At 66.8% G+C, this 14,147-nt stretch carries 8 protein-coding genes; 6 read left to right on the top strand and 2 right to left on the bottom strand.

Annotated elements, in window-relative coordinates; genetic code table 11:
* Positions 1–106 precede the first annotated feature (106 nt).
* From istA to BMZ82_RS12210, 3 genes are all read left to right on the top strand, one after another.
* On the top strand, positions 107–1,582 hold the full coding sequence (gene istA, locus BMZ82_RS12220; RefSeq protein WP_093774768.1) for an IS21 family transposase: 1,476 nt from the start codon (positions 107–109) through the stop codon (positions 1,580–1,582).
* A gap of 60 nt (positions 1,583–1,642) precedes the next feature.
* Positions 1,643–2,416, top strand: a complete 774-nt coding sequence (gene istB / locus BMZ82_RS12215; RefSeq protein ID WP_093774766.1) for an IS21-like element helper ATPase IstB — start codon at positions 1,643–1,645, stop codon at positions 2,414–2,416.
* A 245-nt stretch (positions 2,417–2,661) separates the two neighbouring features.
* Positions 2,662–3,246: an ATP-binding protein gene (locus BMZ82_RS12210; protein ID WP_371271202.1), complete on the top strand. Its 585-nt coding sequence runs from the start codon at positions 2,662–2,664 to the stop codon at positions 3,244–3,246.
* Here the strand turns inward: BMZ82_RS12210 and pglX are convergent.
* Together pglX and pglW are read right to left on the bottom strand one after the other, a co-directional pair.
* Positions 3,173–6,778 carry a BREX-2 system adenine-specific DNA-methyltransferase PglX gene (gene pglX, locus BMZ82_RS12205; protein WP_093774762.1) on the bottom strand — a complete coding sequence of 1,202 codons (3,606 nt, stop codon included), beginning with the start codon at positions 6,776–6,778 and terminating at the stop codon, positions 3,173–3,175. The two genes, BMZ82_RS12210 and pglX, sit on opposite strands and share 74 nt — an antisense overlap.
* Positions 6,775–11,490 carry a BREX system serine/threonine kinase PglW gene (gene pglW / locus BMZ82_RS12200; RefSeq protein WP_093774760.1) on the bottom strand — a complete coding sequence of 1,572 codons (4,716 nt, stop codon included), beginning with the start codon at positions 11,488–11,490 and terminating at the stop codon, positions 6,775–6,777. The genes pglX and pglW overlap by 4 nt, the downstream gene beginning before the upstream one ends.
* 393 nt (positions 11,491–11,883) lie before the next feature.
* Between pglW and BMZ82_RS40655 the strand changes: the two genes are divergently transcribed.
* The 3 genes from BMZ82_RS40655 (at position 11,884) to BMZ82_RS41730 (ending at position 14,132) form a co-directional block, all read left to right on the top strand.
* Positions 11,884–12,744 (top strand): ScoMcrA-related endonuclease, encoded by an 861-nt coding sequence (locus BMZ82_RS40655; protein ID WP_177244467.1) that lies wholly within the window; start codon positions 11,884–11,886, stop codon positions 12,742–12,744.
* Between the two features lie 261 nt (positions 12,745–13,005).
* Entirely contained in the window at positions 13,006–13,686 is a 681-nt protein-coding gene (locus BMZ82_RS41735) for an HNH endonuclease (protein ID WP_256251869.1), read from the top strand.
* 317 nt (positions 13,687–14,003) lie between these two features.
* Entirely contained in the window at positions 14,004–14,132 is a 129-nt protein-coding gene (locus BMZ82_RS41730) for a DUF6408 family protein (protein WP_093774758.1), read from the top strand.
* Positions 14,133–14,147: the final 15 nt, after the last annotated feature.

Below are 14,147 nucleotides of genomic sequence, written 5' to 3'. Positions count from 1 at the left end.
CTGATCACTTCCATAACTGGAGGAGACCCCTCCGCCCGTTTGCTGGTGTTTGCACGCATCAGCTACCGGCCGGAGAGGTCCTGTGACGAAGTCTGACACGGAGATTATGGAAATCCTTGAGGCGTACGACCTGACGGGGACGGTCTGGTCGGCGGCGACCTTGACGGGGCACGACCCGAAGACGGTCAAGCGGTATGTCGAGGCCCGCAACGGCGGGCGCAATCCCTATGAGCGAGAGCCGCGGCCGAAGATGATCGACGCGTTCCTGGAGAAGGTCGAGGAGTGGGTCGAGCAGTCGAAGGCGACGATCCGCGCCGATGTGGTCCACGAGAAGCTCGTGAAGATGGGCTACCGGGGCAGCGAACGCTCGACGAGACGGGCGGTGAACGCGGCAAAAGCGGCGTGGAAGGCGGGCAAGCGCCGGACGTACCGGCCGTGGATTCCCGAGCCGGGCCGGTGGCTGCAGTTCGACTGGGGCGAGGGTCCGCGCATCGCGGGGCGTCGGACCTGGCTGTTCTGCGCGTGGCTGTCCTGGTCGCGGTTCCGGGTGGTGATCCCGGTCTGGGACTGCACGTTGGGCACTTTGGTGGCCTGCCTGGACACCACGCTCAGGCGGATCGGCGGGGCGCCGACGTATGTGCTGACCGACAACGCGAAGACGGTGACCGTCGAGCACATCGCCGGGATCCCGGTGCGGCATCCGCAGATGGTCGCCGCGGGTCGGCATTACGGCTGCCAGGTGGTCAGTTGCGTGCCCTACGACCCGGAATCGAAGGGTGGCGCGGAAGCGACGGTTCGTATCGCGAAAGCCGATCTGGTACCTACCAACGCGAATCTGTTGTCCGACTACGACACCTTCGCCGAGCTCGCGGATGCCTGCCTGACCTGGTGCGATGCGGTGAACTCGCGCCGTCACCGGGCGACCGGGCAGATACCCGCCAACCGTCTGGACATCGAACGCACCACGCTGCACGTTCTGCCCCTCGAGCCGCTCGCGCTCGCACTGGGCGAGGAGAGGCTGGTCGGCTCGGACCGCACGATCAGCTTCAACTCGGTGCGCTACTCGACCCCGCCGGGTTATACCGGCGCCAGGGTGTGGTGCCGGGTTGTCGGCGAGGAACTGTCCATCACCGCCCGCACCAACTCCGGTGACCTGTCGGAGATTTGGCGCCACCAGCTCTCCACCCCGGGTGTTCCTCAGATCATCGACGAGCACTACCCCGACCATCCCGACGGCCGCAGCATCCACCAGCCCAGGCTGCAGCCCCGCTCGGAAGCGGAGATCGCGTTCGTGGGCATCGGCCCCGGCGCCGGGCGCTGGCTCAAGGAAGCCGGACCCGCCGGCGCCACCCGCATCCGCGCCAAGATGGCCCGCGCGGTCGAGCTGGCCACCGTCCTGGGCAACGACCACGTCGACCAGGCCCTGGGACTTGCGGCCACGGCCGGGCGCTTCGCCGACGACGACCTGCTCTCGATCCTGGGACACATCGCCGACAGCAAGCCCGCCGGCGAGGTCGTCCGCGCGGACGAGGCCCACTCCGTCCAGAACGGAACCATCGGCTGGCAGGCCCTGGGCTCCTGAGCCAACACACCGGCCACCACAGCAATCTGACTGCACGTCACCCAAGAGAACGGCACCCCCATGAGCTTTCCCAACCCGCCCGCGATCCCCGAGGAACTCGACAAGCTCATGCGCCGCATGCGTCTGCCCTATATGCGCAAGGCGGCCCCGGACGTGTTGGCCACCGCCCGCGCTCAACGCTGGGATCCCGCCGAGGTTCTGCGGCTGCTGATAGCCGAGGAGGTCACCGGCCGCGACGCGGCCACCCGGCGCCTGCGGCGCCACTCGGCGAACTTCCCCACCGGCAAGACCCTGGGCTCCTGGCGGGCCGAGGACTCCACCATCCCTGAGCCCACCCAGAACTCCCTGACCACCCTGGAATGGATCGGCCGCGCCGAGAACTTGGTGATCGCCGGCCCGTCGGGGACGGGCAAGAGCCACTTCACCGAGGGCCTGGCCCAGGCCGCGATCGAGAAGGACATGCGGGTGTCCTGGTTCACCCTGGAGACGCTGAGCGCCGCGATCGGCAAGTCGAAGGTCGACGGGTCCACCGCACGGACCGTCGCCCGGATCTGCCGGGCCGATCTGATTGTCATTGATGACATTGGCCTGCTGCCCGTCGGCGAGGACGCCGCCGAGGCGTTCTACCGGATCATCGACGCCGCTTATGAGCGTCGGTCCATCGCGGTCACCAGCAACATCCACCCTTCGGGCTTCGACACGATCATGCCGAAGACTCTCGCGGGCGCGAGCACCGATCGCCTCATGCATCACGCTCACCTCGTGACCACCACCGGTGACTCGCACCGCCTCGCCGAGGCCCTCGCCGGGAAGGGAGTGGTCCCCTTGAACTGACCCCCACCCCGGGAACACCACCGGCCACACGCCTGGGTTTCTGATGGCCACCAGCCTGGGCCTCCAACGGCCACCTACCTGGGCATCTCAATGACCGTTGACAAAACCGGTCACGCCCGACACCACGTACAAGCGCACTGCCCACGTGTACAACCCACACCCGTCAGCGCATCGCTCCTGGCCAACGCTACGCAGAGTCCACGACCCTTGACCGCATGAAGTCAGCAACTCCCCCGAACGGGCATATGCCACAGCGTCCCGCGTCCGAACGCGAGTTCACCATGCGCTTCACGTCGACGCCACGCGGCGCCCGCCTTGCCCGCCGACTCGTCTCGCACCGCCTGAACGACTGGGGTCACCCCTACACGACCCCGGTCAACGAGACGCTCACCCTCATCACAGCGGAACTCACCGCCAACGCCGTACGGCACGGCCACGTCCCCGGCCGGGACTTCCATCTCCAACTCACCCTGACCGAAGCCACGTTCCGCATCGAGGTGACCGACACCCGAGCCGAGAAACAGCCCCCGTCCACTCCCCCGACCCCCGACTCCGCGTCCGAGTCCGGTCGCGGCCTGCTCCTCGTTGCCGCCCTCGCGGACGACTGGGGCGTCATCCCTCGCCCGGCCGCCCCCGGCAAGACGGTATGGGCGCAGCTGCGCGTACCGACCGGAGGCCGCCCGCACACGCACCCGGCGGCCCCTCGTCCGACTGACTCGGTATCGGCGTACCGGCACTACACCGAGTCGTTTCCGGCTACTTCTTCACTGCGGCGCGACGGCCTCGGGTCGCGGCCTGGGGCTGCCAGTTACGGAGATCGTCGTCCGTGAGTCCGTGCTCGCCCTGCTTCTGCTGGCGATAACCGGCGAAGAAGTCCGCCGGGGAGCCGCTGTAGAGCATGTCGAACTCGTTGTGCCACTGAGACAGCCACGGCTGGAGTTCCAGCAGGCCGGCGAGGAACGGCGTGATCTCCTCGGTGGACAGCGCGGTGTTTGTGAAGTACGTGGCGAGCGCCTGCGCCTGCTCCCGCTGGTCCCAGCCGGCCCACCCGTACAGCTCGGGGGTGGCGGCGTTGGTCTGCCCGTAGGAGATGAACCGCTCCTTGGGCACGTCGAGCTTGCCGCGCGCCTTCCAGTAGGAGGCGCGGAGGAAGTCTGCCGAGGTGTACTTCGGCGGCACGGGGATGGAGTCCCGGACCTTCCGCTTGGCGGGCTCGTCCGGGGCGGCGTCCTCCTTGCGCTGGAGGTCCCACACCTCTTCCCAGTCGGCGCGCTTCTTCAGCCCGGAGGGCTTGTAGCGCAGGGCGGAGAGGAACGGCACGTGCTCGTCGCTGATCAGCTCGGCGACGACCTTCGCGAGTTCCTTGCGGGGCGCGTAGAGCTTGGCGACGGAGACGAAGTCCTCGTCACGCGAGAGCGCGTCGGTGAGCCGGGCCAGGGTGAGGATGGTGGGCTGCCCATTCTCGTCGAACCAGAGGTCACGGTTCTCCACACGGTCGAGCAGCCAGGAACGCAGGGACTTCTCCTGGAACGCGTCCCAGCCCTCAGTGGCCCAACGGCGCTTGTACTCGGGGCGCTCGACCATGCCGATGGCGCGGTTCGACTCGATTGCGTCGATCCGCTTCTGCACGATCTCGCGGTAGGGGGCTGGCCAGTGGGCGGGGATCTCCGTGATGGGCGTGGAGTTGTGCCGCTTGAACCACTCGCCGCTGGCCTCGCCTGCGGCTACGCGGCGCGCGAGCACGATCTCGAAGGCACGCTCGCCGAGGGCAAGTTCGGGGACGTTGGGGTCGTCGGGGTCCTCGGAGACGCGGAGGTCTTCCGAGTGGAGGTTGTAGAGGGAGTAGACCTGCCAGTCCAGCTCTTCTTGGAGGGCAATCATGCGCGAACGGATGGACTCCCAGTGGAGCTTGGCCTCGCGAAGCCCTCCGGCTGCAGGAATGCTCTCGGCGACGATGGCTGCGGAACTGGTAGCTGCGAGTTGCCGAGCAAGGGTATCGAGAGCGACAGCAAGACGGGACGGGTAAACGACTGGAAGAGGAAACTCCTGAAGCTTCGTTCCGGTGAACTCGTAGAATTGCTCCCACGCCTCAGTTTTAATTCCAGACTGATGCCCTTCAGTTCCCTTGCTGTGACTAACCATCTTTAGCCAGAAACACGCAGTGGAACTATTTAGCACGCCAAGCAAATGTTTCGAATTTACTCTGGAATTTTTATCTAGAATTACTACGGTCGCAGCCTGCGAGTACACTTCGGTAGAGTTTCGGATCAAAAAGTGAGGGTGGGTCGCGACAAGCGTAAAGACGAGAGACTCTTCAGCAGTGTAGCGACCAGGCGAAAAGGAAGAGTAGCCGTACCAGGGGAGGCCACGCTCTTCTTGAGTCCCCGATAGGGACTTCCTCGCGTTCAGCAGTACTCTCGACTTCCAAAGAAGCTTGAGTTCACCTTCCTTGAGGTCTCGAAATTCCCCCCGCCCATCATACGGGAAGATGATTTCCGCATATTTTTGACAGAACCAGTCTCGAATATCCGATCCCTCAACCAGGCGACGGGTGAGATTTTTAGAAATTCCAACTCGACCGGCAGCACCTCTTGTAATGTAGGCATCGTCTTCACGGGTATTAAGCATGTTCCCCCAGTCGTCAACGACGCTTTTCAAGGGGATAGAGTCCTGCGTGTTTTCAAGCTGGTCGCGGAGATCAGACGCTCCACCGCCCGACAGGCTCCACGGATGTCTTGCAAGCTTTGCTCGAGGCGTATCCCCGCTACTTACCCATTCAGTTTCCGATCCCGGCCTATCCACCTGATTAACAATCGCACGCCATACAAGCCCATTCGAAGGTTCTTCAGGCACCTCGGGCTCGCCGCGCACTCCAAGCACTGTCCTGATGGTTGCAGCCCTATCGCGAGCCTTCCTTCTACCCACGAGAATTACAGTAGGCGTTCCGTGTCCTGGGATATAGGCTCCGGAAGTATCAATAACCTCAGAAAGCTCTACCTTATACGCAAAATACTCCTCGATAAGCTTCTTTCCGAACTCGCGCTTCATGAAACCATTGGAAAAAATCTGCCCAACAATTCCATACCCGTGACCGTCCTCCGAGCCCACCTTGGCCAGCTCAAAGAAGCGCTCCGCAAAGGGGACGGTTAGCTGGAATTGCCTCGCAGAGGACTTATAGAGCTCCTTATAAAGAAGTTTGAGGCTACTGTCTTTCACTGTGATATAGGGTGGGTTGCCCACTACGACGTGGTACTGCCCCTGCTGTAGAATTCCTGGGTGCTCGTGCACATCTTCCGTGGCGTATGCAAACGAGGCCAGTGGGTCATCCTGGCCGTACTCGTCCCCTCCCAGCGTCAACTCCAGTTGCCGAGCCTTGATGAGCGAGTCACCCACCGCCAGGTGAATCGGCAAGTCAAGCTTCGCCGCCTTCGCCAGCGTCCGCACACCGCTTGCCGCCATAGCCGCAACCAACAACCGGAATCGAGCAATAGCCACCGCGAACGGGTTGATATCCACACCGTGCACAGAGTCCAGCGCAGCCCGCACCCGCTCATGCACATCACGCCCAGGCTGCCCCTCAGCCCACAGCCGCACCAGCCGCCGAAACGCCCCAAGAACAAAGTGCCCCGACCCACACGTAGGGTCGATCATCTTCAGTTCCTCGTACCCGAACTCCCGCACCGCCGGGTTCATCGTCCGGTCGAGGATGAACTCCTCCACGAACTCCGGTGTCTGCAGCAGCGCGTACGTCTTCCGGGCGGCCTCGCTCAGGTCCTGGTACAGGTCCCCCAGGAACCGCGTGTCCCACCCCTCCGTGCCGTCCTCGTTCAGCGGGTCGGTGAAGTCATGGACGAGGACGCCCGCCTCATCCCTCCCGCGCCAGAACTCGACCAGGTCCCGCGCACCGTCATGCGACAGCGGAACCTGGTACAGCGGATTGTGCCGCTTGTCGAAAAGCAGCCGCCCCGCCTGCCCCCGCCCCAGCTCCTCGAACGCCTTCTCCAGCCACCCCCGGTACGTAGGATCCTCGTCCGACTCCACATACGCGTCGTACCGCGACTCCGCCAGCTCCCGCCGGTCACCTTCCGGCCCCGTCAGGTACGGCTCCGGGATCAGCCGGTTGTCCTCGCAGAACCGTACGAAGACAGTCCCCAACACCCACGCCACCGCGACCTGCGTGACCCGCTCGTCCAGCCACGAGGTCCACGTCGCCGCCGTACGGCCCAGCTTGCGCGCCTGGTCGTACTCGGCCCTCAGCCGCGCGCCGACATCCCCCAGCGCCTTCACCTGGCGCCCAAGGTCGGTCTCGACCGCCTTGACCTGCTGCTTCAGGTCGTTCAACAGAGCCTTGCGGTCGATCACTTGACGTCTCCCTCGACACCACTGGCACTCGCACTTGCCGCACCCTCGCCGGACCCCCGATGGGCGTTGCCCACCCACGTGTCCGGAAGCTGAATCCACTCCCCCAAGCCGGCCTGGTACGGCACGGCCACCTGCCCCAGCCGGGGCTCGCGCGACGGGTCGCTCTGCGGGACCAGGAGCCAAAGCCCCCGCCCGCCCCGCCGCGCCGCCGACGCCAGTCGGTCCAGGACGCCCATCGCGTCGTACCGCGCGAACACCCCGGCCTCCGTCAGCAGCACAGGCCCGACAGGACCAGCCCCGCCGCCCCCACCACCGTCACCCAGCAGCGCCGCGATCCGGGGCTCCACCGCCCCCCACGCCGTACGCGTGTACTCCGCGAACCGCACCGCACCCTTCGAACCCGGCTCGGCGGCGTCCGCCTTGAGCAAGGTCTCCCAGGTCGGCTTGGTGCCCGGCGTGACCTGCGCATGCAGGGCCTCCAGGAACAGCTCCGTCACCGACACCGCAGCCGTGCCCAGCCGCTCAGCACCGAGCTCCCGTACCGCGTCCCGCACCAACTGCTGCCGTACGGTCAGCACCCGGTACCCATCCCGGCGGGCCGACGCGACCAGCCGTTCCTCCGCGCGTACCGCCCCCGCGAGTTGCGGGTCGTCGGCGTACCGCGTCACCGCGCCCGTACGTGTCGACTGCCGCCACGCACCCGTCGTCAGGTAGCTCGACGCGTCGTCCACCCGCGTCGGCAAGTAGCGCAGCACGCCCTCCCGTTCGTGCATGTTGAGCGATAGGTCGAAACCGGCGTCGCGCAACGCCTTGGTGAGCGGGCCGCCGGTCGGCAGTTCGTGGTGCGTGCCGCCACGCCCGTCAGGAACGACCATCTCCGGGAAGCGAGCCCGGACCCTCTCGTGCACGGCCTCACCGGTCAGGCCCGGCTGCTGCCCCTCCGGCATACCCGGGATCCAGCGGACGAGTCCGGCCTGCGTGAGGCGCAACGCCCGGACCAGCGACAGATCACGCGGATAAATCTCCAGGCGCGGAGTAGCCGCAGCATTCACCGACGCCGCAGCCGCCAGCTCCACCATCCGCCGCTCGTCCCAGTCCACCGTGCCAGGCGGCACCGTCAGCCCGCCCAGCTCGGCCAGTACAGTCGCCGCCGTCGGCAGGGTGTCCAGCTTGGCCAGCCGGTCCGCCGTACGACCAAGACGGGTCGCGTATTCCAGTAGGCCGGGGGCCGTCGGCGTGTCCGGGCCATCGTTCTCCCGTACGTCGAGGGCGAGCAGGCCGGCGCCCAGGGACTCGTCCGTCGCCTTGCGGTTCGGCTGGTGCTGGAACTCGGCTTCCTGCGGGGCCAGTTGCTCGACCTCGACCACGGCCCGTACGGCCGCCAGTGCCATCGCCCGTCGCTGCTCGCGCCCCGCGAGATGCGTGCCGCGCCGGACCGCCAGGGCATCCGCGATCTCCACCGCCGAGGCGACGCGCCCCATGCCCTCCAGCAGGTCGATGATCTCCTCGCGCAGTGCCTGGACGGCGGGCTCCGCCTTCCACCGCTTGCGCTCGTCCTTGAGCATCTGCGGGATACGGCCGTGGCTCAGCCCAAGGCCATCCGCGACGTCCTTCTGCTTCGGCCAGACGCCGATGTCCGGCAGGACGCCGTGCTCGTCAGGCAGACGCAGCAACAGCCGTACCATCTCCGCTTTGTTGCGGTTGGAGCCGTTGTTGTTGACGGCGGGTACGAAGACGGTGGCGAGGGTGTCGAGGCTGACCGAGCGCAGCGTGCGGGCGGGCAGCGTGCCCGCCGACTCGCCCGTCGCGAGGTGGCCCACCAGGGCCGACTCGGCGGCGGTGAGCTGCTCCAGCTCCTCCTTGGCCTCCGCGCGGCCCTTGGGCGTGAGCGGCGAGACGGGGATCTCGCGCAGCCGCTCGCCCCACTCGCGCTGCCGCTGCTGGACCTCGTTGCGCGTCTTGGCGCCCAGTCCGGGGGCGTTGACGAGTTTGCGGCGGCTGTAGTCGAGCAGTTCACCGACCGTGGTGATGCCCAGGCCGTACAAGAACGACTGTGCAGCGGGCGTAAGGCCGGAGACCGTCAGCGGAGTATCCCGCGTGACCTCGGCGGCGAGGCGGTCGCGCTGCTGATCAGCGGTCTCCGGCTCGGCGTCCGCGATCGCCACGGCGGCGGCCTCGGTCGGTGTCCCCTCCCCTGCAGTCGCGGGGGCCGGGTGGCGGGAACGGTGGCTCGACGGGACCGTCTGCGAGGCGTCGAGGAAGACCTTGCGCCAAGCGTCCCGCATTGGCTTCAGCTCGGGGAACCGCCGGCCGGCGTCGCGGTGCAGTGCCTTCTGGAAGAAGGCGACGAGACCGTCCCGTACCGCCGGGTCGAAGGCCTCTGCCGCGATGGTCGGGTACGGCCACTCCTTCGCGTCGGTCATACGGGGCAGGACGCTGCCGTCGCTCCACTTGGGCAGTTCGCCGGAGGCCATCTGGTGCAGGGTGACGGCGACGGCGTAACGCTCCGCGTGCGAGTCGTAGGAGCCGCGGGTGATGACGTCGACGAAGGGGTCGAGGTAGCCGTCGGTGCCCGCGTTGGTGCTCTTCGCCGGGTAGCCGGCGAGGGAGAAGTCGATGAGGACGAGTTCGCGGGTGCGGTTGGGGCGGATGCGGATGGCGATGTTGTCGGGCTTGATGTCGCGGTGCCAGACGCCCTCGCCCTCCAGGAAGTCGACGGCTCCGAAGAGGTAGTCGCCGTACGCCTCCAACTGGTCGACCTGGAGGCGGCCGTTGTCGCGGAGCTGGCGGGCGACGGTCTCCTCGCGGCGGCGCGGGCGGCTCCCGCCCTCGGTGCCCTGCCCGGCGTCGTCGCGCTCGTCGCCGACGTACTCCAGCGCCAGGACCGTACGGCCGCCGATGTGCAGCGGCTCGGGTTCGACGAGGCGGATGATGCCGGAGTGCGGGCGCAGGCGTCCCATGGCCTCGGCCTCGCGGGCGAGGATCTCGCTACGGCTGTCGGAGAGGGCGACCTTCAGCACGGCCAGCGGGCGGGTCCTGCGGGCCTCGGCCTGGAGGTCGCGGACGAGGAAGGCGCGGCTGGTGGAGCCGGTACCGAGGCGGCGGCGGATCTCCCACCGGCCGGCGAACACGTCTCCGGCGACGGCCTCCAGGGGGTCCTTGTCTGCGGCGGTTTCGTCGTCCTCGTCGGCCGGCCCCTCTGCAGGGGTGGCCGCTTGGGCGGGGGCGGTGAGGGAGTCCTCGACGATCTCCAGCAGTTCCAGGAACTCGTCGACGCTGGAGAGGCGCTGGCCGGGCCGGTAGGCGGTGGCGGCCTGCACCAGGTCGTCCACGTCCTCCGACAGGCCGTCCACCAGGGAGCTGGGGCGCAGGCCCTCCCCCGCCTCCAGGCGGGCCAGCAGCTCGGCCTGGCTGGCGGCCGGGGCCTTGCCGGTGACCAGGAGGTAGGTGAGGACGCCGAGGCCGTAGACGTCGAGGTGCACCGGGTCGGGGTTGAGGGCGGTGAGTTCGGGGGCGAGGTAGGCGTCGGCGTCGTCGGCCAGGTGCATCGCGGACAGGGCGGTCGGCGCGAAGCGGGTCATGCCCTGGCCCTGGGAGGAGTCGCCGCTGCGCTGGGTGGCGATCTGCCAGTCGGAGATCTGGAGGTGCGGGGTGAGCCATGCGGCCTCCTCCCCCACCGCCTGGCCCTTCCTGCCGCGCGACCGGGGGACGACGAGTACGGAGCGGGCGGCAAGGGCCCGGTGGTGGATGCGGCTGGAGTGGGCGGAGCGCATGGTCTCGGCGAGCTGGCGGACCAGCGCCATGCGGCCGAGGATGTCCAGCTTCTCGCCGTACTGGACCAGGTACTCGTCCAGCTTCAGGGTGTCCGGGTGGTAGTCGAAGATCAGCGCGGGGCCGGCCGCGTGCCCGGACGGGAAGTACTGCTTGAGCTCGACCGCACCCGGGTGCTTGAAACGGCCCAGCACCGCGGCCTCGCGACGGGCGGCGTTCTCGACGGACTGGCGCAGGGAGGCGTCCGAGCCGCGCTCGCTCAGGTAGATGCGTACGCGGGCGACCTCGGGAAGGTCGCTGTGGCGGGCGAGGTAGTCCGCCCAGGTGGGGCCGGAGTCGAAGGACTTCCGCTGCAGCTCGTACGGGCCGACCTTGTACTGCGCGTCGCTCTTGCGGATGCCGATGGTCTTGAGAGCCGTCTCGATCTCGCGCGAGCCGATCGCCGTGATGCGGCGCCGCTCGTCACGCGGGGGCTCCTTCAGCATCTCGACCAGCTGGTGGACGGTGTGGACACCGTTCTGGTCATGGGCGGGCAGGCGTACGCGCAGGCTGTTGTCCGTGAAGCACACGGCCTCCGCGACCCAGACCCGCTTGTTGCCGGGCAGCGCGAGCAGGCCGGCCAGTTCCTTGGCCTTGCGGTTGACCAGGTGTAGCGGATTGCCGTGCGTACGTCGGCGGCCGCCGGGCGTGGTCTGCACCCAGGTGCCGTTCTCGGACGTGACCGAGCCGTGCCAGTCCTTCAGCTCGATCATGCAGACGCCACCGGGGGCGACGACCAGCAGGTCCACCTCACGGACGTGACCGGTGTTCGCGGTGAAGGTGAAGTTCGACCAGGCACGCCAGGGGTCGGAGTCCGGCAGCTTCTCCCGGATCGCCTCCAGGCCGCGGCGTTCGTGATCGAACTCGGACTCGGTGACCGTGACCCACCGGCCTTCCCGCATGCCTGTTCCCCGCTCCTCGTATTCCGCAGGGGCGACCGTTCCCCATGGTCAGACCCCTGAAGCAGATCCTAGTGGGTGCCAGTGGCGTGAGAAGGGGTCGTGAAGGACAGGGCTACAGGACATTCGCCTCACATGGCGAAATACTGCGGTTCAATTTGCCCTTCTCGCCCCGATAAAGTAGTTCACGAGAGAAAAGTGATGGCCTCGGCCCAGGCATTCAGCGGCACCGCGAGCCGAGCCACCCTTACGGCCTCCGGCACTCCGGAATCGCTCAAGGCACTCGTGATGGCGCTCACCTCCACCACACTCCACCCAGGAGCAACGGTGTAGGCGACCAGGCAACGAGTCGACACGCGGCAGCACTTGTCATACCTACCTACTAATGTCCTGAGCATGGGACTCGGGGATATCACGCGTGCAGGCGTGCTGGCTGCGGTCGCGGAGTGTCAGCGCCTGGGACGCGAAACGTTTCGCCGTCGATACGGCTTCGGCCGGGCATTGACATACGTCTTGGTCGTGGACGGGGACAGCTACGACTCGAAGGCCATAGCCGGCGTAGCCCATCTGTACTCAGTCGGCTCTCTGCTGTCGGCTGACGACTTCAGCGGAGGTGCACGCACAGTGGCACACCGTCTGCGAGCACTCGGCTTCGACGTGGAGGACGGAACCACCGCCTCGGACCGCTCGCAGCAGGCGGAGCCGCAGATACTTCTCCAGCCTCGCGGCGGGGCTCGGCTTCGAGGGGCACAGAACTTCGCCAAGTCGGTACACAAGGGCATCCAGATCGCGGACATCCAGGATGTGCTCGGTGACCAGGCGACCACACTGAATTCCCTGTATCCAGACGGAATCGCTCGCTTGTGGGGTGCCACTCCCACCGCGCAAGTCAATAACGAAAAAGCACGAGCCCTGCGAGATCGTCGTGTCGGTGACGACGTGTATTTCTACACGGCGAACCATTTCTTCGCTCGCGCATGCATTCTCCACCTGTTCACCAGCTCTCCTGTGGCACGGAGGGTCTGGGGAGCTGACGATGACGACGCCACCTGGGAACACATCATGGCGCTGGGAGACGTCGAGGAATTTCCCACTCCTGTCCTCGCAGCGCCCGTGCTGCACCAACTGAGCGTTACGGCACCTCTGTGGAGCCTTACGCTGCGGTCCCCCGAGAGCCCACAGCGTTCTCCCACTTCTACCGGCGAAGAGCCAGCCGAAAGTTTCCCCACCGCCGGCGTCGCCTTCAGCCACATCTGACCAGCTCACCGCGGAGGGTCTGCTGGAGCGACTGGGCTCCCTCCACACTCATCGTCAACCAGGAAGCAAAACGCCGAGCCGCCACCAGCCACTGGCTCTGCTGTGGGCGATATCCCGGATTTCCGCGGACAGGCCACGCCTGACACCGTGGGCCCTCTTCCGGGCGGAGGTGAGTCCGCTCCTCGCCGAGTTCGGGCTCCCCGGTTCCAAAGTCACCCCGAGTACCCCTTCTGGCACCTGCGTGGCAGTGGTCTCTGGGAGGTGCACGGGACAGAGCGTGACGCCGGTTCTGCGCCGGGAGCAGGCACCCTCGACACGATCCAGCCCGTCGCCGGCCTCACCCACACGAGCGCTGAGCTGCTGAGGGACCCCCTCATCCGTCTGCAGGCCGTGATCAAGGTGTGCAGCACGTACTTCGACGGCGTCGACCGGCGTGAGTTGCTCAACCGGGTAGGCCTCGCCGGATACGCCACGGCTGATGGCCTGCTTGACGGGGACGAGGGCGCTGACGACCAGGAGGGTGCCGCTGCGACCGAGCGAGCGGCCGGTCCGGCTGCACGACGGACGCGCACCTCCTCACAGCTTGTTCGCGATGCCGCGATCGCCACACGGGTCAAGGAACTGCATGGCCACGCTTGTCAGGTCTGCGGAACACGCCTGCAGTACAAGCGCAGACCGTACAGCGAGGCCGCTCACATACGCGGGCTCGGGAACCCTCACAACGGTCCGGACGAGCTGCCGAACCTGCTCTGTCTGTGCCCCAACCACCACGTTCTCTTCGACGGGCTCGAAATCTTCGTCGATGTCGACGGCATCGTGAAGCATACGCACGGGGGCGAGTCAGTGGGACGGCTTCGTCAGCACAACGGTCATCACACCGACGAAGCACACCTGGACTACCACCGGACTCTTTGCGATCTCAACAGGATCACACGGAGCTGAGCCAGGTCATTCCGATCCAACCGTCGTCCCGCGACCGGCGACGCCCTGTCCAGGTGCCATCGCGTCCGGTCGCGTCGCGTCCGGCAGCCGGGGGAAGGCACTGCGACATCCTAAATCGGTCTGCGTCAACTGGCGCGTGCACTAACGTGGTTACCCGCTGCGCACCTTCCCGGAGGGTACGTCGGCGGTGTTCCAGGTGCCTGTCCTCGGCGATGAGCGACGAGTGGTCTCCATCGCGTGTCTCACGCGGTGTGACTGCGGATGCCCGGTAGGGCGATCCCTGCCATTCCCAGCTCACGCTCAGGAGTGGAAAACCGATGAACCCCGTTGAGTACAAGCTTGCACGTCGTGACCGGATTCGTCAGATTCTGGTCGACGTCGCGGTGGGAGTCGTCATCAACCTGTTGATGGCGGCCCTGACCGCGGCAGCACGCCTGGTCTTCTGACCGGCAGGTGGCGGG

The organism is Streptomyces sp. yr375, assembly GCF_900110755.1.
In the GTDB taxonomy this organism is placed as follows: domain Bacteria; phylum Actinomycetota; class Actinomycetes; order Streptomycetales; family Streptomycetaceae; genus Streptomyces.
This window is presented reverse-complemented; position numbering and strand designations above follow the sequence as displayed.

Coding starts and splice junctions, on each gene's coding strand:
- istA (WP_093774768.1), top strand. CDS start 107: ATGGAAATCCTTGAGGCGTACGACCTGACGGGGACGGTCTGGTCGGCG.
- istB (WP_093774766.1), top strand. CDS start 1,643: ATGAGCTTTCCCAACCCGCCCGCGATCCCCGAGGAACTCGACAAGCTC.
- BMZ82_RS12210 (WP_371271202.1), top strand. CDS start 2,662: ATGCCACAGCGTCCCGCGTCCGAACGCGAGTTCACCATGCGCTTCACG.
- pglW (WP_093774760.1), bottom strand. CDS start 11,490: ATGCGGGAAGGCCGGTGGGTCACGGTCACCGAGTCCGAGTTCGATCAC.
- BMZ82_RS40655 (WP_177244467.1), top strand. CDS start 11,884: ATGGGACTCGGGGATATCACGCGTGCAGGCGTGCTGGCTGCGGTCGCG.
- BMZ82_RS41730 (WP_093774758.1), top strand. CDS start 14,004: ATGAACCCCGTTGAGTACAAGCTTGCACGTCGTGACCGGATTCGTCAG.